Annotated in this window: 27 protein-coding genes; 6 read left to right on the forward strand and 21 right to left on the reverse strand. The window is 39.0% G+C overall.

Annotation, left to right across the window (positions count from 1 at the left end):
• Positions 1-119: 119 nt before the first annotated feature.
• The gene (locus QZU77_RS04580) at positions 120-3,959 is read right to left on the reverse strand and encodes an Ig-like domain-containing protein (RefSeq protein WP_295600692.1); all 3,840 of its coding nucleotides are present in this window, start codon (positions 3,957-3,959) and stop codon (positions 120-122) included.
• Positions 3,960-4,414: 455 nt separating this feature from the next.
• Between QZU77_RS04580 and QZU77_RS04585 the strand changes: the two genes are divergently transcribed.
• Complete coding sequence (locus tag QZU77_RS04585; RefSeq protein WP_295600695.1) at positions 4,415-5,095, forward strand: TIGR00266 family protein; 681 nt, start codon at positions 4,415-4,417, stop codon at positions 5,093-5,095.
• A gap of 103 nt (positions 5,096-5,198) precedes the next feature.
• On the opposite strand, the gene serS is transcribed toward QZU77_RS04585, so the two are convergent.
• The 8 genes from serS to rnc form a co-directional block, all read right to left on the reverse strand.
• Positions 5,199-6,476 carry a serine--tRNA ligase gene (serS, locus tag QZU77_RS04590; protein WP_295600698.1) on the reverse strand — a complete coding sequence of 426 codons (1,278 nt, stop codon included), beginning with the start codon at positions 6,474-6,476 and terminating at the stop codon, positions 5,199-5,201.
• A gap of 73 nt (positions 6,477-6,549) precedes the next feature.
• Positions 6,550-8,004, reverse strand: a complete 1,455-nt coding sequence (locus QZU77_RS04595; protein WP_295600701.1) for an asparagine synthetase B — start codon at positions 8,002-8,004, stop codon at positions 6,550-6,552.
• A gap of 69 nt (positions 8,005-8,073) precedes the next feature.
• The gene (locus QZU77_RS04600; protein WP_295600704.1) at positions 8,074-8,508 is read right to left on the reverse strand and encodes a hypothetical protein; all 435 of its coding nucleotides are present in this window, start codon (positions 8,506-8,508) and stop codon (positions 8,074-8,076) included.
• A gap of 12 nt (positions 8,509-8,520) precedes the next feature.
• Complete coding sequence (locus QZU77_RS04605) at positions 8,521-9,084, reverse strand: phosphatase PAP2 family protein (protein WP_295600706.1); 564 nt, start codon at positions 9,082-9,084, stop codon at positions 8,521-8,523.
• Between the two features lie 9 nt (positions 9,085-9,093).
• A complete protein-coding gene (locus QZU77_RS04610; protein WP_295600709.1) occupies positions 9,094-9,408 on the reverse strand; it encodes an AzlD domain-containing protein in 315 nt (104 codons plus the stop codon).
• Entirely contained in the window at positions 9,409-10,101 is a 693-nt protein-coding gene (locus QZU77_RS04615; protein ID WP_295600712.1) for an AzlC family ABC transporter permease, read from the reverse strand. It lies immediately after the preceding gene.
• Positions 10,102-10,186: 85 nt separating this feature from the next.
• Entirely contained in the window at positions 10,187-11,653 is a 1,467-nt protein-coding gene (locus QZU77_RS04620; protein ID WP_295600715.1) for a homoserine O-acetyltransferase, read from the reverse strand.
• Positions 11,654-12,325: a ribonuclease III gene (rnc, locus tag QZU77_RS04625; RefSeq protein WP_295600718.1), complete on the reverse strand. Its 672-nt coding sequence runs from the start codon at positions 12,323-12,325 to the stop codon at positions 11,654-11,656.
• 165 nt (positions 12,326-12,490) lie between these two features.
• On the opposite strand from rnc, the gene QZU77_RS04630 reads away from it, so the two are divergent.
• A complete protein-coding gene (locus QZU77_RS04630; protein ID WP_295600721.1) occupies positions 12,491-12,826 on the forward strand; it encodes a hypothetical protein in 336 nt (111 codons plus the stop codon).
• Here the strand turns inward: QZU77_RS04630 and QZU77_RS04635 are convergent.
• From QZU77_RS04635 to QZU77_RS04650, 4 genes are all read right to left on the reverse strand, one after another.
• Positions 12,823-13,209: a hypothetical protein gene (locus QZU77_RS04635; protein WP_295600724.1), complete on the reverse strand. Its 387-nt coding sequence runs from the start codon at positions 13,207-13,209 to the stop codon at positions 12,823-12,825. The two genes, QZU77_RS04630 and QZU77_RS04635, sit on opposite strands and share 4 nt — an antisense overlap.
• A 9-nt stretch (positions 13,210-13,218) precedes the next feature.
• Positions 13,219-13,629, reverse strand: a complete 411-nt coding sequence (locus QZU77_RS04640) for a hypothetical protein (protein WP_295600727.1) — start codon at positions 13,627-13,629, stop codon at positions 13,219-13,221.
• Between the two features lie 149 nt (positions 13,630-13,778).
• Positions 13,779-13,967, reverse strand: coding sequence for a 50S ribosomal protein L37e (locus tag QZU77_RS04645; protein WP_067042784.1), 189 nt, complete (start codon positions 13,965-13,967; stop codon positions 13,779-13,781).
• A gap of 58 nt (positions 13,968-14,025) precedes the next feature.
• Positions 14,026-14,256, reverse strand: coding sequence for an LSm family protein (locus tag QZU77_RS04650; RefSeq protein WP_067042787.1), 231 nt, complete (start codon positions 14,254-14,256; stop codon positions 14,026-14,028).
• Positions 14,257-14,552: 296 nt separating this feature from the next.
• Here QZU77_RS04650 and QZU77_RS04655 point away from each other — a divergent pair, with 296 nt between their 5' ends.
• From QZU77_RS04655 to arfB, 3 genes are read left to right on the forward strand one after another with little or no spacing between them, the layout of a single operon-like run.
• Complete coding sequence (locus tag QZU77_RS04655; protein WP_295600730.1) at positions 14,553-15,044, forward strand: type II toxin-antitoxin system antitoxin SocA domain-containing protein; 492 nt, start codon at positions 14,553-14,555, stop codon at positions 15,042-15,044.
• Positions 15,045-15,098: 54 nt separating this feature from the next.
• Complete coding sequence (locus QZU77_RS04660; RefSeq protein ID WP_295600733.1) at positions 15,099-15,581, forward strand: RNA-binding protein; 483 nt, start codon at positions 15,099-15,101, stop codon at positions 15,579-15,581.
• Positions 15,582-15,593: 12 nt separating this feature from the next.
• Positions 15,594-16,286: a 2-amino-5-formylamino-6-ribosylaminopyrimidin-4(3H)-one 5'-monophosphate deformylase gene (gene arfB, locus QZU77_RS04665; protein WP_295600736.1), complete on the forward strand. Its 693-nt coding sequence runs from the start codon at positions 15,594-15,596 to the stop codon at positions 16,284-16,286.
• Positions 16,287-16,302: 16 nt separating this feature from the next.
• Here arfB and QZU77_RS04670 read toward each other — a convergent pair whose 3' ends face one another.
• On the reverse strand, positions 16,303-16,770 hold the full coding sequence (locus tag QZU77_RS04670; RefSeq protein ID WP_295600739.1) for a hypothetical protein: 468 nt from the start codon (positions 16,768-16,770) through the stop codon (positions 16,303-16,305).
• 69 nt (positions 16,771-16,839) lie between these two features.
• Here QZU77_RS04670 and QZU77_RS04675 point away from each other — a divergent pair, with 69 nt between their 5' ends.
• The gene (locus QZU77_RS04675; protein ID WP_295600742.1) at positions 16,840-17,439 is read left to right on the forward strand and encodes a YigZ family protein; all 600 of its coding nucleotides are present in this window, start codon (positions 16,840-16,842) and stop codon (positions 17,437-17,439) included.
• An 11-nt stretch (positions 17,440-17,450) separates the two neighbouring features.
• Here QZU77_RS04675 and QZU77_RS04680 read toward each other — a convergent pair whose 3' ends face one another.
• The 7 genes from QZU77_RS04680 to QZU77_RS04710 all read right to left on the reverse strand — a co-directional run.
• Positions 17,451-17,561, reverse strand: a complete 111-nt coding sequence (locus QZU77_RS04680) for a rubredoxin-like domain-containing protein (protein WP_287412285.1) — start codon at positions 17,559-17,561, stop codon at positions 17,451-17,453.
• Positions 17,562-17,572: 11 nt separating this feature from the next.
• On the reverse strand, positions 17,573-17,692 hold the full coding sequence (locus QZU77_RS04685) for a rubredoxin (RefSeq protein WP_292783792.1): 120 nt from the start codon (positions 17,690-17,692) through the stop codon (positions 17,573-17,575).
• Positions 17,693-17,759: 67 nt separating this feature from the next.
• Positions 17,760-17,921, reverse strand: a complete 162-nt coding sequence (locus QZU77_RS04690) for a rubredoxin (protein WP_295600746.1) — start codon at positions 17,919-17,921, stop codon at positions 17,760-17,762.
• Positions 17,922-17,938: 17 nt separating this feature from the next.
• Positions 17,939-18,526, reverse strand: a complete 588-nt coding sequence (locus QZU77_RS04695) for an acyltransferase (protein ID WP_295600758.1) — start codon at positions 18,524-18,526, stop codon at positions 17,939-17,941.
• Between the two features lie 594 nt (positions 18,527-19,120).
• Entirely contained in the window at positions 19,121-19,276 is a 156-nt protein-coding gene (locus QZU77_RS04700; RefSeq protein ID WP_295600749.1) for a hypothetical protein, read from the reverse strand.
• A gap of 204 nt (positions 19,277-19,480) precedes the next feature.
• Positions 19,481-20,104 carry a hypothetical protein gene (locus QZU77_RS04705; protein ID WP_295600752.1) on the reverse strand — a complete coding sequence of 208 codons (624 nt, stop codon included), beginning with the start codon at positions 20,102-20,104 and terminating at the stop codon, positions 19,481-19,483.
• A 107-nt stretch (positions 20,105-20,211) separates the two neighbouring features.
• Positions 20,212-20,933, reverse strand: a 722-nt coding sequence (locus QZU77_RS04710; RefSeq protein ID WP_295600755.1) for a hypothetical protein, incomplete at its 5' end; no start/stop codon positions are given.

Below are 20,933 nucleotides of genomic sequence, written 5' to 3' on the forward strand. Positions count from 1 at the left end.
CTAAATGGTAAAAAAATTAACCAATAACTTATAATATCAGATTATTTTTAAAAATAAAGCTATAAAATTATATTTTCAAAATTTTAAAAAAAAAATAATATAAAATAGGTATTAAAAACCTATTTTACTGTCAATTTTACTTTTTTAGTAACTGCATTGTAGTACTTGTTACCTGCAAACTTGATTGTTGCTTTGAATTTACCTTTTTTGGTTAATTTCTTAAGGTTAAATGTTGCTTTACCTTTAGCGTTGGTTTTTACAGTAATTTTGATTTTTTTACCTTTGAATTTACCGGTTAAGGTAACTTTAACCTTTTTCAAAGCTTTTTTCTTGTCTGTTTTTAAGGCAACAGTGTATTTTTTGGCTTTTTTAACCTTGAAGGTTTTCTTTTTAGCGGTTAAAACTGGTTTTGCCTTGTTGACTGTAACTTTCACAGTACCTGTTGACTTGACATAGTTTGCGTCGCCTGCAAATGACAATGTTACAAGATATGCCTTAGGAGCTAAAGCTGTTCCGATTGCAAGTGTTGCTTGACCTTTATCGTTTGTTTTGACGATTTTAGTTGCACCGTTTAAAACAATGATTACATCCTTGCCGGTTAAGGCATTGCCGTTGGAATCCTTTAAGGTAACAATAATGTTTTTGGATGTGGCATAAGTGGTTGTTAGTGCTGATGCAGTGATAGCGGTTGCGACTTTTGCTTTTACAGTAAATATTGTGTTTTTCTCACTTGCAAGGAATGCATCTGTAGCTTCAAATATTGCAGTGGCATTGTGGGTTCCAACAGCCAAACCTGTGACCTGAGCAGATCCTGTACCGTTAACCACACTTACAGTATAGTTAGCGGTTTCTATTTTAACTAGAACATTACCATTGAATGTTTCATTGGTTGTAATGGTGATTACCGCACTAGCGCCTTCTGTAATGTTGGAGACACTAATTGTCAATGCAGGATCAACAGGTGAAATGACTTTAATTGGAATTAAATCATGGAATGCAAAGACTGCATCATCATCCTCCAGGTAATCATCTCTAGATTCGTATAAATAATACTCGACACAGATATAATTGGTTCCAAGTGGAAGTTTTCCTATGTTGACTGTGAATTTACCATCCTTGATCAATTCAGCCACTTCTTCACCTTCAAATACTTTTTCCCAGTCTTCATCGAAGAATGGACCCATGTAACCCCATCCTAATGTTTTTTGTACATATACTACAGGATAGTATTCACCAGGGTCTTGAGCATCAAATGAAATTGTGATATTCTCATCCTCAAGGTAACTGTCCTTATCGGCAGTCATGTTCAATGATTTGATGGAGAATTTGCCTGCAAATAGGGTGGATGATTCATTTTCACCGTCGAAGAAGGTTATATTAACATCATAATCTCCAATTTTCAGGAATTTAACATCATCACCCTCTCCATCACCCCAAATTAGATCATAGAATTTGTCATTGGTGATTACAATACCGTCAGTGGAATATTTTCCTGCCAATTCATCATTAAAGTAGATGTTGTAGTATTGTCCGGATGAAAGAGGAGTGCTTATTGTGAATTTGATGGTATCGAATATCTCGGCAGTGTAGTATGCATCATTAAATTCAACAGTATTTTCTCCCACTGTCACAAGAATGTTGAATTCCTTTTCATCAATCAATCCGCCATTTTCATCATATATTGTCATATTTATTGTGTAGGTGCCGGATTTTTGGATGTTCAAATCGTTTAAAAGTATTTGACGGCCGTTACTTGGAGGATGGCCTGGGTCATACTTAAGGTCATCAAAGTCAAACACAATAGGATCATTATCATCAATGGTCAGGTTTACGGAACCTTTGATAGCTTCTGAAATCCTCAGGACCACTACAATCTCATCAACGCTTGTGAACTCTCTAAGTTCAGACTCTGGGTCATCATCCTCATAGTTATGAATGCGAATATCCATTTCACGATTGACGTTAAGGTTTCCAGTGTATTTTAACTCTTCACTGAATTTGACTGTGATTTCATAATAACCGATTTCAGTGATTCCCAAATCTTTTTTAAAAGTGAGCGCATACCATAGTCCATCTTCCTCATCTAAATTTTCGAGTTGTGAGAATTTGAAGGTTTTTACAATTGCATCCCCACCTTCTTTTTGAATGGTTACATTGAACTCATCAACGCCATCTGGAATTTCCTGGAATGTAATTACATCATCATCATAATTAAATAGTGAAGCCTCATCATAGATAAATGGACTGTTGTAAATATAAATGCCCCCATCTTCAAATGTTTGAGCATAATATATAGGATCACCGTTTTCATCATAGAACTGGACAATAAGCTCAACTTCGATACCTTCACCTATTTCCAACTCTTCAATGCCCAAATCATTGACTCGGATATAGTATGAACTGTCATCATGCTGCAGTTCATCTAATCTCACTCCAGTATGGATTTCATCATCATCAGTTATGACAATGACGCTAAATTCATTTGCGATGTCCTGAGGGAAGTCTGCCATAGGAATTACAACAACAACATCATTGGTTTGTGCATTTGCATTTCTGAATTCCACTCCTTCAAGCACTTCGCCTTCACCGCTAGGTTCCTCATCTCCATTATCCTCAACAAATCTTATGATTTTATCATTCTCTTCATCAACTAGAATGTAATATGAACTGGAGTCGATTTCACCTTCTTCATCTGAAAAGTCGATTGTGAAATATCCCCATTCAACAAATTTATCCAAATCATTAATATCTTTTAATGAAATGTAATACACTGTGAATCCATCATGATCAACATCCTCTTCTTTATCGGTTATGGAACTTAAACCTTTTTCAAAGAAAACAATATCCTCCATTGACTCATCATCATAAGCAGATATTGTAATGGTTCCTGAAAGTTCATCTGAAATGGAAACATAAGCGAAAGGACGTGCTAAATCTTCATCATTTTCTAAATCAAAACCATCTTCTGAAACGTCAATGATGACACCGTCTTCAGCATCTTCATCTCCTTCTTCCTCATCTTTTACGGTGAATTGAAGAGTAGTGTCTGTTTTGCTAACATCTGCAAATTTAGTTAATGATTCCATTTCATCACCATCAGCATTCCTGAACCAGAATTTAAGATAGTCCATATCAGAAATTTGATTTAAAAATTCCTCATTCAAATAGAAGTCACCATGAATGTTTCCATCCTCTCCAATGTACCAATTTCCACCTTCTTCAAATGCTTCCGGAATATCAGATGTGAAGATATCAACATCCTCACCCTCATCACAACGTGAGATTATGAATGTTCCGGTTGTTTCATCTGGAAGGATTATTGATGCAAAATCCTGATTATTCTCTAAGTTTTCAATATCCATTTCATTTTCATTTACAGATATGTAGAATTCATCCACATCTGTTTTCTCAGTGAATGTTATGCTGTCGTCACTCACATCAACATCATATGACTTAACGACAAAATCCTCACCACCATATTCCAAGACAAACCTGAAACACTTATCACTTGCATCAAAAATGTCATAGAAGTTCTTTTCAGAATCAATATTTGAAGCGATATAATTATTTACATCATTTAATGATACACCGAAATGATATTCATTAAATTCACCTACATAGTACTTATCACTAGAGGATAAATCCTGTCTGTACACTTCAACGGTATTGTCACCTTCGCCTGTGCAGATTACATAATTTCCTGATTTTTCACTAACGGTAATTTCAGTAAAATTATAATTTCCATAATCATCTTCGGTTCTATCAATATCATCCACTTCAATATTGACTTCATCCGCATTCATATCCCCTAATTCATCATCTTGGGAAACATCAATGACATCCCCCTCATCACTAACTGCCAAATCGTCTGATATTGCATCATCAGCCGCACTGGCAGCACCGATTGTTAAAACAGCCAGTAACAGTATAGTTACCATCATGAGTCTTTTAAACTTCATAATTTCCCTCAAATATTCAATATTGAATACTAAAAAAAATTATTAACGGACCAGATTGAACAGAATAAAAAAAATCATTTAAAAGCATAGCTAATAGTTATAAACCTTGCATTTCACCTGCAACTATCATACTTAACTTTAAATAGCATTTTAAACATAAATAATTAATGTTACTACTAATCATTCAATCTGTCCAGTTTGTTTGTTTTTTTAGTAACGTGTGAAAGTGCAGTTTAATATTGTGTTGGGGCACTCTATTAAACGATTCACTTTCACGATGTCTATCTTTTTTTAAAACTATCCTATTGAATAATTTATCCAAAAGACATATACATTTTTATTTGAAATCATATTTAAATTATGCAAATGTTTTTCTTTAATCGAGAAACATCAAAAAATTCTATATACCATTACAGCCAAAGTATACATAACAACAAAATTTCAGGTGATAATAAATGGAATACAAGATCATAGGCGGAGCGTTCCCAATGGTTGTGTGCACCCTCAGAAAGGGCGAGACAATGCAGGATGAAACCGGCGCAATGTCCTACATGACAGAAGGCATCAAGATGGAGACCAGCACAGGCGGAGGTCTTTTGAAAGGGCTTGGAAGGGCATTGTCCGGCGACACAATATTTCTGAACTACTTCACAGCAGAAGAGGACAATGCGGAAGTGGCATTCTCATCATGCTACCCTGGAAAGATCATCCCGATTGAGCTGAACGGCAATTCAATCATCGGTCAGAAAAACGCTTTCCTAACCGCTACAAAAGACGTTAAGCTTGAAATGCACTTCAGAAAAAAACTGGGTGCGGGAATATTCGGAGGCGAGGGATTCATCCTTCAGAGATTCTCAGGAAACGGAACACTGTTCCTTGAAATCGACGGGGACGTGATCGAGAAGACACTGGCTCCCGGTGAAAGGCTTCTGGTTGACCAGGGCCATGTCGCAGCGATGGATGATACAGTGGACTTTGACATTCAAAGGGTGAAAGGAGTTAAGAACCTGCTCTTTGGTGGTGAGGGATTGTTCTTCGCTACAGTGACCGGTCCGGGAAGGGTCTGGCTGCAGACCATGCCTGTGAGCAAATTGGCTGAGGCAATCATACCATTCATTCCAACAAAATCAGACTAGTTGAAAAGTTTATTTTATTATAAACTTTTTCAAATTTTTTTAAGAATTTTAATGTAAAAATAAGCAAAAAAAGTGTTAAAAAATAACACTTTTGAATTTAAAACTATTTTTTAGCTTCAATGACTGTTTTTCCATTCATATAAGGAACCAGCACTTCAGGAACCTTCACGCTGCCGTCAGCCTGCTGATAGTTTTCAAGGATGCAGCACATTGTACGCTCGGTTGCAATGGCTGTACTGTTTAATGTGTGTAATGTTTGAGCATCACCGGAACCTGCCCTACCAACACGTGTCTTTGTCTTACGGGCCTGATAGTCCTTACAGTTTGTGCATGAAACGAGCTCACGGTAGGTTTCAGATCCAGGGAACCATGCCTCAAGGTCGTATTTTATGGCCGCATTGTCGTTCAATGCTGATGATACGATGGCTATGACCTGATATGGGAGGCCTAATTTCTGATAAATCCTTTCAGTTACCTCCATTAGCTTTTCATGTTGGTTTTTGGAGTCTTCAGGTGAGGAGTATATGAACTGTTCGATTTTCTCGAACTGATGAACCCTGAAAATGCCTAAAGTGTCCTTTCCGTGTGAGCCTGCCTCTTTTCTGAAGCATGTTGACAGTGCACAGTACCTTAACGGCAGTTCGTCAGGGTTTATGATCTCGTCACGATGAAGTGCTGCGAGGGTTTGCTCAGCGGTTGCAATCAGGTACATGTCCTCGTTTTCAACTTTATATAATGTCTCTTCAAACTCTCCGAGTTCAGAGGTTTCCGCAGCAACATCCCCTTTGACAAAGAATGGTGTCTGCATTGGAATATATCCTTCAGATTCCAATTCAGATAATGCAAATTGAATTAAAGCCAAATTTAAATGTAGAATGTCACGTTTGAGGTAGTAGAATCTTGCCCCTGCGATTTCAGCGGCGGTTTCAAGGTCAGCGCCGTCAATCTTGTTAATCAGGTCAACATGGTTGAGGGCTTCAAAGTCAAATTCAGGCTTGTCGCCGTAGGTTCTCACAACCACATTGTCGTCTTCAGTGTCTGAAATCGGCACGTCCTCGTCGATGACGTTTCCAACCTTGTACCTGTAATCGTCACGTAATTTAAGGTAATCGGCATTTTTTGCGGTCAGTTCCTTGATTTCAGCTGCCACTTCCTTTGACCTTGCAATCACTTCTTCAAGGTTGCCTTCCTCTTTTGCTTTCTTGAATGATTTTGATAACTTGTTCTTTTCTGATCTTAGGGAGTTGAGTTTTCTTTCTCCTTCTCTCCATAATGTATCGTATTCTATTACTTTTTCCACGTTCACGGTGTCTCTGAATCTTTTCTTTTCAGAGTCTATGATTAATTCCGGATTTTCCCTGAATAATTTTATATCTAACAATATCTTGTCCCCTGAAATATTTTATACAATATTAATTTTGATTGTCCTGTTTTTTAAATGTAATCCCTAAAAATCAGTTTTTTGATAGGAATTTTGAAATGTCAGTGTCTTTCAATATTTTCTTGCGCAGTATCTTATCTATTCCTGTTCCGTATTGGGCTGCCTTTTTGGGGCGGTATGCTATTTCATAGTCAAGCCCTTCCTCAAATGCGAGTTTTCGCAGTATGCTTTTTCTCATGTCATCGTGCATTGACACGATTTTCTTGTTGTCTGGAATGTTCAATGCCAATTCAACAAGGTTCTTGTCCAGAAACGGCAGTCTCAGCTCCACTCCATTGAGCATTGAGCAGGCATCATCCCTTTCAAGGTTCACATGATACATGTTTGACATGTCCTCTCTGATGTCGTAGTTCAGGGTGTCGTTCACGAAGCTTTCAAGGTAGCGCTTGTATCCTCCGAAGAGCTCGTCAGCGCCCTGGCCTGAGAATGCGACCTTGATGTTGTCTTCTGCCACCATCCTTGTTGCGAAGTATGTTGTGAGTCCCACTCCTATTTTCATGAGGTTGTCGTCGCCTATTGCACTGACGACACTTGGCAAGGCTTGCCTTATCATTTCCTCGGTGATTTCGCATGTTTTCAACTCGAGGTTGAGGAATTTTGATGCGTATTTTGCGGCTTCAAGGTCATGTGAGTTTTCCCTTCCCACGGCGTATAGAGTTATCTTGAGTCCTGTGATGTCGGATATTTCCTTAAGCAACAGTGCAATGTATGAGCTGTCAACTCCCCCTGAGAATATTACACCGACCTCGTATAATTCCTCCACTCTTTTGGTGATGCTTAGTTTTAATAGCTTGTCTATTTTAATTACATCACCCTCGAAGATTTTTTCATATATTGGTTGCGCTGGAGCTATATCCTCCCAGTTAAATAGGATGTGTTCGGGCTTTAATGTTTCAATATCCTCAAAGCCAACCTCCTCAAGGGCATTTCTGCTTGATGCAAAACCCTTGGCATCATCACTTTTAGCATAGAATAGCGGCTTGACTCCCAATGGGTCGCGCACCAGGGCCATGTTTTCCCCGTCCCAAAGGGCAAATGCATAATCCCCATCAGCCAGTCTTGTCGCCATCTGGATGGCCTTGACCATGTCCCCGTTATTGTAAAAGTCGATCAGATACAATAACGCCTCGGCGTCAGACTTGATTTCAGCCTCAACCCCAACCTTATGGACGAGATTGCGGATTGTCCTGAAATTATACAACACCCCATCGAAAACCAGTACAAGATCATCATTGCCAACAGGCTGCGGCCTGCTTTCGCGCTCCTCAGTATCATAAACGGACAGCATGTTATGGCCAAAAGCCACCTGGTATTCACCATCGTCATTGAACTCATCCAAATCAACATCAGTGAAAATCCCATCCAGATAGATTCCTGATGAATCAGATCCCCTGTTCCTGGTGGATTTTAACATTTCAACAATATCTTGTGCCTTAACATTACCCTGCAAACCTACAATTGAAGACATACTATCACAAACACTCCAAAGACTTTATTTCTAGAATTAAATATTTAATAAATTGATTAATATAATTAGCTATTTCATCGGATTGAAACCGAACACCTTCGCCGCCAACTTGAACGCCAAAGGATTGACCGCCTGGCTCACTATGAAATAAGCCACCACCCATCTCACCGGCCATAGGTAAATCAGCAAGTCAACAGGCAGTTGCCCAATCGGGACGCCGAATATCAAAGGCATGATGAGGCTCATGATAAGGCTTATGAAGAATGCCAATGGATTCCACAATCCGGTCTTCATGCCCAGCTTAAAGCCGAACACCTTGCCTGCCAGCTTCAATCCCAATGGGTGAACTATCAGATTGACCAAAAAGTAGGCCACGACCCATCTCACAGGCCACATCAAAAAGCAAATCTCCACGGGCATCCCCATGGGTGTTGCAAATATCAACGGCATTATTATGCTCATTATCAAGCTTATGAAAAATGCTATCGGATTCCATAATTTCATTTTATTACTCCATTACAATCTTAAAATTGTGAAAATATTATCCTTAAAGTAGTTCACTATCAATGCGCCTGATATTCCAATCAATGCCCCTGCCAATACGTCAAACGGATAATGCACGCCACAGTAGACTCTTGAAAACATGATGATAACTGCAAAGACAAGCAATGCGATATCGATGACCACATGATATTTCTTAACCAAATCATCCATATTCAAAAGGAACACACTTACAACCGCCAGTGTTGATGTTGCATGTCCTGACGGGAATGAATTCGGATCGTTTTCAGCGATTATGAGATGCACATTTTTCAGAGCCATGAATGGCCTTGGCTCATGAACATAATTCTTTAAGAAAACCGCTATCAAATCTGAAAGCAAAAGTGCAACCAGTGCAATGATCGCCACTCTCTTGAGGGTTCGCCTTTTTGTCAAATGCGCAAATATCAACAATGCGAACACTGCCAAAATCAGGATTATGAAACCGCCAAGATCTGTTATTCCAGACATTATCATATCCAATGTCGGGTTTTGCAAGTGCTGATTAATATAAATAAATAATGCTTCATTAATGTCCATTAAATCACCTTAAAAGAAGGGTACAATTGAGTAAACTCCTATTAAAATCACCACTGTCAATATCACAATGGCTCCGAGAGGAACCTTCTTCCAGGCAAGTCCAGCTGCCACGATGGCTCCTATCAATCCTATATACCATAGCTGATTGTCCACTGTCAACACTCCCGGACATATCAGGGCCGCCAATGCAGTGTATGGTATCAGGTTCAGGAATTTATCGACTTTAGGAGAGAAGTCAAGCTTGTCTATGAACAGTGCCGGTATGACCCTTGGAATGAACGTCACCAGTGCGCATCCTATAATCACAACAGCCATGTAATCCATTTAACCATCTCCCCCAAGAATATATTCATCATCGACAATGTACATTCCAATTCCAGCTCCGAGAAGTGTTGAAACGATGAGTGACCAGTTTCCAAGGAACTGCCCCAATACAATGTTCAAAACTGCAGTTACCAATACCAATAATGCAATTTGCCTGCTCTCCTTTATTGCAGGCACCAATATCGCCACAAATAATGCATATAATGATATGTTGAAACTGTTTGCCACGATGACTGGCAGTATGTCCAGTATCACAACGCCTATCCATGCTCCAAGACACCAGCTCAGCCATGCTGTGATTGCGATTCCAAGATATATCCAAATGCTTGAATCCTCGCTCAAGGAAAACATTGCGAATGACTCGTCCACGGTCACGTGGGCCGCCAGTATGTTCAATGGAGTGTTTGACTCCTCAACCTGGTTCAGCACACAGGTCGACATCACGAAATACCTTAGGTTGACCACGAAATTGGTCAGGATGATTGCCATTGCAGTTGCACCGCTAAGCACCATGGATGCGGCGATAATCTGTCCTGCTCCGGCATAAACCAGAAACGACATTGATATTGTTTCAAGCGGAGTCATTCCTGCCTTTATTGCAATTGCGGCATACCCTATGCCCATCGGAACATATCCGAAGGTAATCGGTATGCCCTTCTTGCACCCATCTATGAATTTATCCTTCCTTGACAAAACAATGACTCCCTAATGTTAAAATAATACTTTTATAAAAAATAGTTTATAAAATTAATCCAAAAAAAGTGAAATTGTTAGTAATTTAGCTTAGTAAATTACTAATTTGATCTGTTGTAATCAATCCCAGAACCTTCATGTCCTCATCAACAACCGGAAGACATGAAATGTCGAATTTCCTCATCATACGAGCGATTTCCTCAATAGTATTGTATGCATGACAGTACTTGACGGTTGTTGTCATGATGTCTCTTAGGCTATCCGAATTGGTTGCAATAGCCTTTGACAGATCCCAGCTTGTAACGATACCGATCAGCTTATAGTCGTCAGTAACGACAGGTATGTGGGTCACATGCTTGTCAAGCATAAGCTTTGCGGCATCCTGCACCTTGGCATTTTCACGGATTGTAGCGATTTTCTCCATCATCAAGTCCTCAACAACGTTTTCAGCCAGGAATTTTGACAGTATATGGTTCAACTGTCCCTTTTCAAGCAGGAACGCATCATGACCGTAATTGGATTTTATCTCGGAAAATGACACTTCCACCTCATTTGCATTGAGGGAATTCACGATTTCAGTGCTCTGCTCTGTAGGGTACAGCCAATCTGAATCAACTGAAATCACTTCGATTTTTGCCTGAACATCCTTGAATCCGTCAATCAGAGAATTGTTCACTCTCAAGTCGAACAGGTCAACCGCTTTTGTAATGAAAAGGTAACTGTTGGCATCGAATCTTTTGACGAATGACTCACCCTGATGCTTAAGGTAGCTTTCAATCTGGAAATCGATTGAGAAATCATAGCTTATCTCTTCCTTGTCCTGAAGGCCTCGTCCGAACTTGATGTCCATTGACTCGTCGCTTAAATATGTGATGTGCGCTATCATCCTTGCAAGTGAAAGGCCGTTTTTCGGCACTTTTCCGGTTTCATAATAGTTTCCGCTGTTCCAATCGGGATCGGAAAATATTGCCTGACGACCAACATCGTTGAATGCTATCTGCTGTGGAGATGACATTGCAGTGGTTGCTATCGGAATTGCCTTCTTCATCATTTCAGGGTATTTCACCATCCATTCGAGGACTTGCATTCCACCCATTGATCCTCCGATGACTGCAGTCAGCTGGTCTATTCCGAATGAGTCAATGAGCTTCTTTTGGACCGTGACCATGTCGGCGATTGTGATTACTGGAAACTCAAGGCCGTATTCATTGCCTGTTTTTGGGTTTATTGAACTTGGACCTGTTGTTCCTTTGCATCCTCCAAGCACGTTTGAGCAGATTATGAAGTATTTTTCAGTGTCAAGAGCCTTTCCAGGACCTATCACTATCTCCCACCATCCCGGCTTCTTGTCACCCTTATGCCATCCTGCCGCATGGGCGTCACCGGTCAGTGCATGACAGACTAGAATAGCGTTGGATTTTTCCTTATTGAGCTCACCGTATGTTTCATAGGCTACTGTGACTTCCTCCAGGACTTTTCCACTATCCAATTCTATGGCATCTTCAATGTTGAAGTATTTTGTCTCTACAATACCTATGGATTCCTTATTCATTTACTTTCTCCCGATTCTTAGTTTGTACATTGCGCCTTTTGCAGCAGACTGTTCGGCTTCTTTTTTATTTTTTCCTCTTCCGACACCCATTCTCTCGCCGTTTATTAGGCAGGCCATGATGAATGTCTTGTCATGTGGCACGCCGTATTCCTTCAGGACCTCATAGCTTATGGACAGTTCTTTTGCATCTCCATATTCCTTTATTGCTGATTTGTAATCCTCAAAGAATACTCTTTTCTGGTCTATATATTTGAAAATTGCATTTGATACGAATTCCTTTGCATACTCCATTCCCTTATCTATGAATATTGCTCCCAGGAATGATTCAAAGAGGTCTGCGGTTATTGATATGACTTCGTTTTTAGTCAGGTTCGATTCCTCCTCGGATACCTTGAGATAATCTTTCAATCCAAGTTTGTGCGAGTAGTATATCAATGCGTTTTGGCATACGAAGTTTGATCGTATTTTTGTAAGTTCTCCTTCCTCGTATTGAGGGTATTTGTTGTATATGTATTCTGATACTATTAAACTTAGAACTGAATCTCCTAGAAATTCCAATCTTTCATAATTGTAATCCAATTCGTGAACTGTGGAGTATGATGCATGTGTGAATGCTATTTCATATAAATGTTCGTTTTCAGTCTCTATATTAAATTTTTCAAATAAATTCATTTTGAAAGCCCAGATTAAATTATTAATAATATTATTAATTATATAATCGAACTTATATATAAGTATATATAACAATAGTTATAAATATTACTAATCAAACGCTCTCTCGCACTTTCCATTTATATATGGAACACCAAACTAGAATTAAAAAAGGATTTGGTAAAAATGATATTAAACTGGAAAGAAGAAATGACAAAAATAGACCCTGACATGAAATTCAGAGCACAGGGCGGATGGCTAAAAACCGTGGAACAATTAGATAAAAGCGTTAAAAACGGATACTCCCTAATGGGAGACTTTGTAGAAGCAGGCGACTTCGAACATGAGTACGATGAAGGAATCTACCTTGACTGCAACAAGGAAGGAACCGCCAAAAAAGCACAGCTTGACTATCGCCTATTCCGCTTCAGGGACGGTAAAGTGAGATTGCTCGACATGGTGATCGACGGAAAGCAAGGATGGGCAGTCGACCTTTGGGATGCACTGGAAGGAGAACTCTAATAATAAGTGTCATCCTTCAGCTTGAACCTTGAAAATCCGGTTAGCTGAATATTCTCTCGGGGATCCAGATTGACCGGCTCCTGCAGGAGAATAATCCTATGCTCTAGATTTTCAGGCAACTCCTTGCCCCTGCCGTCAACCATTCCCATGAACCTTACAGCCACATCACCGGTATCCGAAATGTTCATCATCACCTCTTCACTGGTGAGAACCCCATCAAAGAAGTTCTCAATGTCCACCGCTTCAAAATAAGGTGCAACATAACTTATAGCCATCAGACCATTCTCGTTTTCACGGATATGAATTCTGCTTTGATCCAATTCAATGCTGTTGCCGCCATTCAAGGTTATCCTGATTGTATTTGAGAATTCCTCATCAATCATCTTGCTTCACTATCCGATGTGGCAGAATTCACAGCATGCGCATGTAGGTGCAAAATATGAGTCATCCGGTTCCACAATGGCCTTTTGAGCAAACAGTGTTACGTTGAATTTAGGCTCATATTCACTGCTGACCTCTTTGGTCACAGGAGACAAGCCCCTATAGTACACCGGCCTGTATCCGGTCTGTGAAATATCAAAGTAGAATTTCTCACCAGTTGCGAATTTGTTGAAGTACTCTTCAAGTTTCAATGCTTCCTTTGGAGTGATTGAGAATGTGAAACCCATGGTGTCATCACTTCTTTGTCTTATTCCAGCATTTGATATGTCAACGGCCAATATGTCATCGTTTCCTCTTACGAAGACTACACAGTTTTCTAAATCTACATCGTTTTGTTCAGCTATGTCTTTCAATTCAGTCATGATAATGACCTCCCAAGGATAATTTAGTTATACCTTAATTATAATTAAAAATAGTTAATAAAGTTATCTAAAAACAGTGATTGAAATTATATGAAAAAAAAGTGATTTGAAGGAAGATTAATTGAATAATCTTCGCGATAATTGCCAACTTATACTAGTCTTTGTCTAGTAGTTGGTTTTTTGTTTTGCCAGCTGTATCTCCTGAGTTTTTTGGATTTACCAAATCCGCAAGAAGCACAGACTTTTTTGCGTATGTGATAAGTGTTTCTACCACATCTTCTGCATCTGATATGGGTCTTTTTATTCTTCTTACCCATTGATGGAGTTCCCTTTGACATTGATACACCTCCTTAATTTATCGTAAAAATATAATCTCGAAAAGTATTGGAATAATACTTATGGTGAAATATAAACTATATTGTCCCCTCTAATGAGCACAACACCGAGTCTTCTTGTTACTTCTCCGTCTTGTAACTCTTCTGCATCATTAAGAACTAAATTCATGTGTAAATCAAAGCTCTTAAGTATACCTCTAAATTCACGATCTCCTTTGAGTTTTATTAAAACAGGAGCATCCACAGATTTTCCTAATGCGTCAAGTGGTCTTTGAACATTTTGTCCGCTCATTATATCACCTTATATTATTACAATTTTTAGTTTTTTAATATGAATAGAGTATTTCCATACTCACTATTAGACATAATATAATCAAGTTAAGATAAGACAAAACCTAATTAAAACTAATACTATTAATTATAACTAACCTACTATATAAAGGTTACCTTATTTTAGGTTAAAAATAGCAAAAATTTAACAATTCAGTTAAGAATAAACTGAAATATTACTAATCAAATGCTCTCTTACACTTTACATTAATATTAACCCATACAAAAATATTTCCACTCAACCATCATCGTGATAGAATGCAATTTGACCGTGAAAAATACATCAACCTAATCATGTACATACTGAGCCAATGCTACAACAAGCCAAACTTCGGCAAGACGGTGCTCTGCAGCATACTGTACTTCATTGATTTCGGATACTATGAAAGATACGGTGAATTGATGACAAACGAAACATACATAAAGTCAAAAAGAGGAATCCAGCCAGAACACTTCATGGAAATAAGCCAGGATTTGATTTCAAAAAACCAGCTCTTCCTCAAGAAGGAACCATACTACCAGCACACGATACACCGCTACTACCCCATGATCATCCCATTGATGACATTCAAGCCGGAGGAGCTTGAAATAATAAACCTCTCCATCGACAGATTAAGCAACAATAACGCAAGCACAATCACGAAGTATGCAATAAACGATCCCCCGATACATGCCGCCGGCCTGGGCGAGAGGATAGATTCGAGATACGTGTTTTCAAGGAATGAGAAATACTCCCTATTAAACAAATAGGTTTATTTATGCCGAATATATAATATTATTCAATAAAAGACTATTGGGATAATTATGGCTATAAAAGTTAAAAAAAGAAATTTCCTGAAAAAAAAGAAAATTAAAGAGATAAAAGCGGAATTAGGCGAATACGGCGGATTGCTTCAAGGCAAGAAGAATGTTGAGATACTTGAAGCGGAACCTAATTCATTCATATTGGTGGACGGGGAACCATACATCATCATTATCGACGACAAACCATTCCCAACACTCAAGGCAGCGCTTGCCAATGAAATCGATGCCAAAACAGTCACCGTCGACATGGGAGCCATACGCTTCGTAAGCAACGGTGCAGACATCATGAGTCCAGGAATAGTCGATGCCTCAGAAGGCGTTGAGGCAGGAGACATCGTGCTAATCATTGACGAAACCTATGGAAAGCCATTGGCGATAGGCGTGAGCCTAATCAGCGGAGAGGAAATGGTTGCAAACGATTCCGGAAAGGCAGTTGAAACCAAACACTATGTCGGCGACGACATATGGAACTTCGAACTCTGAGGAATGATAAGGATGGCTGAGTTAAGATACAGGGCAGGAAAGATAAGGGACCCTGGAGTTCACAAAATCGGCATAATAGCACTCGGGTCACACCTGGAAAACCATGGCCCTGCACTGCCGATTGACACCGATGCAAAAATCGGAGCCCACATAGCATTCCAGTCAGCTCTTGAAACCGGCGCCAAATTCCTGGGAATAATATTTCCCGCTTACGAACTAGACACAATCGACCATGGAGTGCACGTTTCACTGGAAGTGTTAAAGGAAAACGTCATAAACACATTGAACCAGGCAAAGAAATTCCTTGACATCGAAAAGGTGGTTATCGTCAACGCCCATGGGGGAAACATTCCGCTGATGGCTGAACTGTGGGAAATTGAAGATGAAACTGACATGGCGATAACATTCAACAATAAGGTGATATCATCAGAAGGCCCCCACGGAGGAAGCGGCGAACTGTCAATGGCTAAGGTTTTAGGCATCGTCAATGAGGATGAGCTTGAAAACCAGGCAGATGTCAGCAAGTATGAGGAAGTGGGATTATACGGATTCAAACAGGCACGCAAGGATGATCCCAACATTGAAGAGGGCGCCAGGGACGTTGAAGAAAACGGAGTCTACATTGATGAGGAATACGGTGAAAGACTGTTTAGCCTAGCCATAAATTCCGTCATACTGGACGTTGAAAAACTATTAGATTTCTAAAAAAAAAAGAAAAGAATTATTCAGATGTAGTAGTCTCTACATCTGAACCACTGCCACTGCCGGATGAAGTGTCTGTTGTGGTTTCGACATTAGAACCGGATGAGCCACCTGAACTTGAACCGCCACTGCTAGAAGAGCCACCACTGCTGGAGGAACCTCCACTTGAAGAGGAACTGCTTCCGGAGCTTGAACTTCCTGAGGAAGACGAATCTGATTTTGAAGAGTCATCAACTGTTGTCTCCACACTTGAAGAATCATCAGATGAACTGTCATCATAATCCTGGTAATCGGACTGGTAACTGTAGTCACTGCTGCCAGTGTCAATGTTTTCAAGGGCTGAAAGATTATCCAGCACTCCACCCGATTCGGTTTCATTAGGTAAAATTGATATCGGTCCGGTCATGGATGCAAATACGCTTGCAAAGCAGAATGCAATGACTGCAACTATGAAAATGACCAAAACTGTAGCTGATCTACTTGACAAATTTAACACCTTTCATAAAATTAATTAACATTAATATGTTTGATTAAATATATAAATATATTGATAAGCATGAAGACCATTAAAAAACCAGTTCAAGTGGAGATAAATGTTAAGAAATCACAGTTCATATGCTCACTGTTTCCAACCCGGACCAAAAAGGAATCCAAGGAAATCATCCAAAAATTGAACCAGCAGTACAGTGACGCCACCCATAACTGCACAGCATATATCGCCAGCGACGGCGAGGGATTTGACGATGACGGAGAGCCTGGAGGAACAGCAGGAAAGCCAATGATCAATGTCTTAAGGAAAAATGAGCTTCACAACATCACGGCAGTCGTGACAAGATACTTCGGCGGGATAAAGCTTGGTGCCGGAGGGCTTGTCAGGGCATATTCGAAATCGGTCATGGAGGCCATCGGCGAAGCTGAGATAGTTGAGATTGAGGAGTATAGTGTTTTTGAACTTGTTTTTGAATATTCCAACATCAAGACAGCGGATATGGAAGTCAGAAACAATAATCTGGAAACCATCGATAAGCAGTATTCAGATAAGGTGTCCTATGAGGTCATCTCAAGGGACAATCGTGATGTTGAGAAAATATTCGAGAAGTACTCCGGTAAAATACGCGTGAGTTTTAAAAATAAGCAGTTTCTAGAAAAAATTTAAAGTGAAGAACGTTATTGTTCTTCAAAGTTAGCTGCAGGTACACCGCAGACTGGGCATACGTAGTCTTCTGGCAATTCATCTTCTTCTAAGACGAATCCACATACTTTACAGACATAAGCCATGTTAAACACCCTTATTCTACTTTTTCAAACATGTCAGCGGTTGCGCCACACATTGGACATTTGTAGTCTTCTGGGAGTTCATCGAATTCTTCGGTTACGTATCCGCATAATTTACATTTAAATTTTGCCATTTTTAACAATCTCCTTAAAATAATTTTTTAAGTATAATAGTATTTTGTATGATAGTATTATATAAAACTAATCTATTTTTTCAAACATTGCCTTTGCCATTCTGCATTTCGGACATTTGAATGAAGCTGGAAGGTCATCGAATTTGGTTCCTTCCGGAATATTCAATCCTTCTTCAATATCATCTTCATCAAAAACATATCCGCAGATTTTACATTTATATTTAGCCATAATCGCAATCTCCAATCTTAAAACCTATTAGGAACCTTCAAATGATCAGGAAGCGGCTTGATACGTGCAGGTGTTCCGATTGCAAGGTAGAATGGCGGAACTGAATGAATCACTATAGCTCCGGCCGCAACAATGGATCCTTCACCGACTTCAACGTTGGACAGGAATGTTGTGTTTCCTCCGATTGAAGCTCCGCGCCTCACTTTCGGTCCTTGAAGTTCATAATTAATTCTTACAGGATACTTATCGTTAGTAAAACAAGCGCAAGGTCCGATAAACACATTGTCCTCAATCACGGAATTGGTTGGAATGTAGACGTTGGATTGTATGCTGACGTCATTTCCGATTATGACATCCCCCTCGATTACTGTATTGGTTCCGATCAGCACGTCATCTCCGATGTTTGTGTTTTCACGGATTACCACATTGTGTCCGGTTCTGAAATTGTCCCCTATGACCACATCATTGTAGATTATGGAGTTTGAGCGGATTGTGTAGTTCTTGCCTATTACCGGCGGCTTTGAGTTAGGGGAGTATTCGACCCCGAACTGAATATTCTGGTCTTTTGGAAATGTCAATTCCGGTTTTGAGTAGTCTGGCTGGATTGACTCATGCTCTATTTGAGGCTTTTCATAGATTATCTCTGCCGGCTCCATCCTTTGCGGCTGGGCATAGATATTGTCCTCTGGATAAACTGGTCTTTGAACCGGGTTTGGCCTTGGAGGTTGAGCATACAGTCTGTCATCCCTAGGCATCTGGGCAACTCGTGGTTGTTCCTGCTGATAATGCTGATTTTCCACAGGTTGCCTATAAGGATTTCCTCGATTCTTTGATTGTTTATCATCAAGAGTTTGTGAAAATCTAACCATAATATCAAACCTTTATTCAATTAAATTTAATTTAGTAATGACTTTATTTATGTTGTTCATTAGTATATATACTAAGTGGTTTGAAAATATGATTTTTTTGAATAAACCCGCAACAATATTTACTCAAACTTGTTAAAAACACCCAATAATTATAATTCCAAATTAAAATCAATATTGTAAGTATACAATAGCAATTAATATATATTATGAAGATTAATTGAATTTTATGACAAGAAAAAGCATTTTAGATGAGTACAATTATGAAAAATTGAAAAAAAGAAAACAAAGAGAAAATGACACAATATTAAGTTATAAAAATATAAAGAAAATTTAGAGATCAAACCCTATTAAAGGGACATCTCTTGCATTTCTAACTTTTTCCTTATATTCTTTCTCTTTTTCAGTTAAAGGAGCATTCATATCGTCAATTAAGTCTTTTAAATCTTCTCCTTCAAAAATTGGGGTTGGTGCGATAGGTTTCGCCATAATAACCACCTCTTTCAATTTAATTTGAAAATACTTTTACATGAAGTATTCAATCAATAATATATTAGTTAAATAACTATATAATGTTTGTTAATTAAGTGGATTCAACAAACTGCAATATTGATTTGAGTTCATGTTAAACAAAGCTAATTTCATGCTCTAAAATCAATTAAACACTTTCAATGCAAAATTTCAAACATCATGTTAAATGTTCTGTCTCAGGAAATAACCCAGATAGACGCCGAAATAGGCAGCTACAGGAATCAGCAGTATGAAGAGAATTATTTCAAATATGATGTTCAAGTTAACGCTTGGAGTGTAAGATGGAACTGTTGGCTGATATGCTGCCCCATAAGGTGAATTATTGCTTAATGATGAGAATGCTGAGGATATTGTGGCGATTATTCCCATTGAAAAAGCGAATATCAAACCCATGCCGCTCAACACAACTGCAAATATGCTTCCAACAAACATTGTGAAGTTTGGAACCACATATGACCTGTCCCTGCATCCAAAGTATCCTATGAACATTCCGGCGAAGAACACTGAAAGCACGACTGTCAAAAGCAGGTATGTCACCATGTCGATTGATCCGTTGGACAGGAATGCTGACCAGAATATGGAGCCTATGAATAGGAATGCTCCAAATACAACAAATGAGAATATCACTATCGCCACATTGGTTTTTTCGGAGATATTGTCAAAGAATCCTTTTGAATCATTAGCTACAGGTTTTCCAAGCAGATTATATCCGCATTCTGTGCAGAATTCAATGTCATCATCTGATATCACACTGCCGCAGTTCGGACAGTGCCTGATTATTGGCATGATTATCACCTCCCTTGTTACTATATTATTGAAAAGTTGTTAATAAATTTTAGTGTGGGAGGGCTTAGGTTTTTGACTGTGAAAAAAAGAAAAAAAGGTTAAGAAACTTAAATGAATACGAATGCAACAAGAACAAGCACTAATGCCAACACTAGAATATTGTCCCAGCCATAATCATCATGATGTGCCGGAGGAGCAATATACTCAACATCACCGGTTGAAGTGATATTAACATCCGTGCTGTTGGTTAAAACTGCGCTGAATGCATTATTCAAGTTTCCTAAAGCATTATGATAGTTTGAGACATTGCATTTGTATGATGCTAATCCCAGTATGCAAGTATCCAAAACCCAGGGGTTGAAGTAATCGAACCCGTCTTCGGTTTCATTCCATGTATAGTTTGCACTTACATTACCATAATTGTTCAGGTAGAATATTATCAGGAATTTCAAGTATTCTGTTTCGTTTTCAGTTATATTGTAGTCCTTGAATGTGGAGGTTATTGAATCATATATCTTCAAGTATGTTTGATATCCTTCCGCACTTTCGTTTAATGTGTAGTTTGAGGGGTTTTTCAGGTATAATTGGTAGTCATTTATGAATCTTTCTGAGCTTGTCCAGTTTTCATCTGTGCAGTTTCCATATTTTTCAAGGTATCTAAGGATTTTGAATTCAAGATAGTCATAGTCGGACATGTTGATATCCAAGTCAGTGTCATTATATTCGTCCAAGTCATCATCCAAATCATCATCGATGTCTTCATCATCACCCAAATCATCACCCAAATCATCGTCTAAATCCTCTTCGATGTCCTCATCATCATCTAAAT

The organism is uncultured Methanobrevibacter sp. (assembly GCF_902774605.1).
In the GTDB taxonomy this organism is placed as follows: domain Archaea; phylum Methanobacteriota; class Methanobacteria; order Methanobacteriales; family Methanobacteriaceae; genus Methanocatella.

Bases quoted from the DNA above. Each gene is read 5' to 3' on its own strand.
- QZU77_RS04585 (WP_295600695.1), top strand. From the start codon at position 4,415: ATGGAATACAAGATCATAGGCGGAGCGTTCCCAATGGTTGTGTGCACC.
- QZU77_RS04630 (WP_295600721.1), top strand. From the start codon at position 12,491: ATGATATTAAACTGGAAAGAAGAAATGACAAAAATAGACCCTGACATG.
- rnc (WP_295600718.1), bottom strand. From the start codon at position 12,325: ATGAATTTATTTGAAAAATTTAATATAGAGACTGAAAACGAACATTTA.
- QZU77_RS04595 (WP_295600701.1), bottom strand. From the start codon at position 8,004: ATGTCTTCAATTGTAGGTTTGCAGGGTAATGTTAAGGCACAAGATATT.
- QZU77_RS04620 (WP_295600715.1), bottom strand. From the start codon at position 11,653: ATGAATAAGGAATCCATAGGTATTGTAGAGACAAAATACTTCAACATT.
- QZU77_RS04680 (WP_287412285.1), bottom strand. From the start codon at position 17,561: ATGGCTTATGTCTGTAAAGTATGTGGATTCGTCTTAGAAGAAGATGAA.
- QZU77_RS04690 (WP_295600746.1), bottom strand. From the start codon at position 17,921: ATGGCTAAATATAAATGTAAAATCTGCGGATATGTTTTTGATGAAGAT.
- QZU77_RS04600 (WP_295600704.1), bottom strand. From the start codon at position 8,508: ATGAAATTATGGAATCCGATAGCATTTTTCATAAGCTTGATAATGAGC.
- QZU77_RS04605 (WP_295600706.1), bottom strand. From the start codon at position 9,084: ATGGACATTAATGAAGCATTATTTATTTATATTAATCAGCACTTGCAA.
- QZU77_RS04650 (WP_067042787.1), bottom strand. From the start codon at position 14,256: ATGAGCGGACAAAATGTTCAAAGACCACTTGACGCATTAGGAAAATCT.
- QZU77_RS04705 (WP_295600752.1), bottom strand. From the start codon at position 20,104: ATGCCAATAATCAGGCACTGTCCGAACTGCGGCAGTGTGATATCAGAT.
- QZU77_RS04685 (WP_292783792.1), bottom strand. From the start codon at position 17,692: ATGGCAAAATTTAAATGTAAATTATGCGGATACGTAACCGAAGAATTC.
- QZU77_RS04700 (WP_295600749.1), bottom strand. From the start codon at position 19,276: ATGGCGAAACCTATCGCACCAACCCCAATTTTTGAAGGAGAAGATTTA.
- QZU77_RS04640 (WP_295600727.1), bottom strand. From the start codon at position 13,629: ATGACTGAATTGAAAGACATAGCTGAACAAAACGATGTAGATTTAGAA.
- QZU77_RS04645 (WP_067042784.1), bottom strand. From the start codon at position 13,967: ATGTCAAAGGGAACTCCATCAATGGGTAAGAAGAATAAAAAGACCCAT.
- QZU77_RS04610 (WP_295600709.1), bottom strand. From the start codon at position 9,408: ATGGATTACATGGCTGTTGTGATTATAGGATGCGCACTGGTGACGTTC.
- QZU77_RS04580 (WP_295600692.1), bottom strand. From the start codon at position 3,959: ATGAAGTTTAAAAGACTCATGATGGTAACTATACTGTTACTGGCTGTT.
- arfB (WP_295600736.1), top strand. From the start codon at position 15,594: ATGGCTGAGTTAAGATACAGGGCAGGAAAGATAAGGGACCCTGGAGTT.
- QZU77_RS04635 (WP_295600724.1), bottom strand. From the start codon at position 13,209: ATGATTGATGAGGAATTCTCAAATACAATCAGGATAACCTTGAATGGC.
- QZU77_RS04655 (WP_295600730.1), top strand. From the start codon at position 14,553: ATGCAATTTGACCGTGAAAAATACATCAACCTAATCATGTACATACTG.
- QZU77_RS04675 (WP_295600742.1), top strand. From the start codon at position 16,840: ATGAAGACCATTAAAAAACCAGTTCAAGTGGAGATAAATGTTAAGAAA.
- QZU77_RS04660 (WP_295600733.1), top strand. From the start codon at position 15,099: ATGGCTATAAAAGTTAAAAAAAGAAATTTCCTGAAAAAAAAGAAAATT.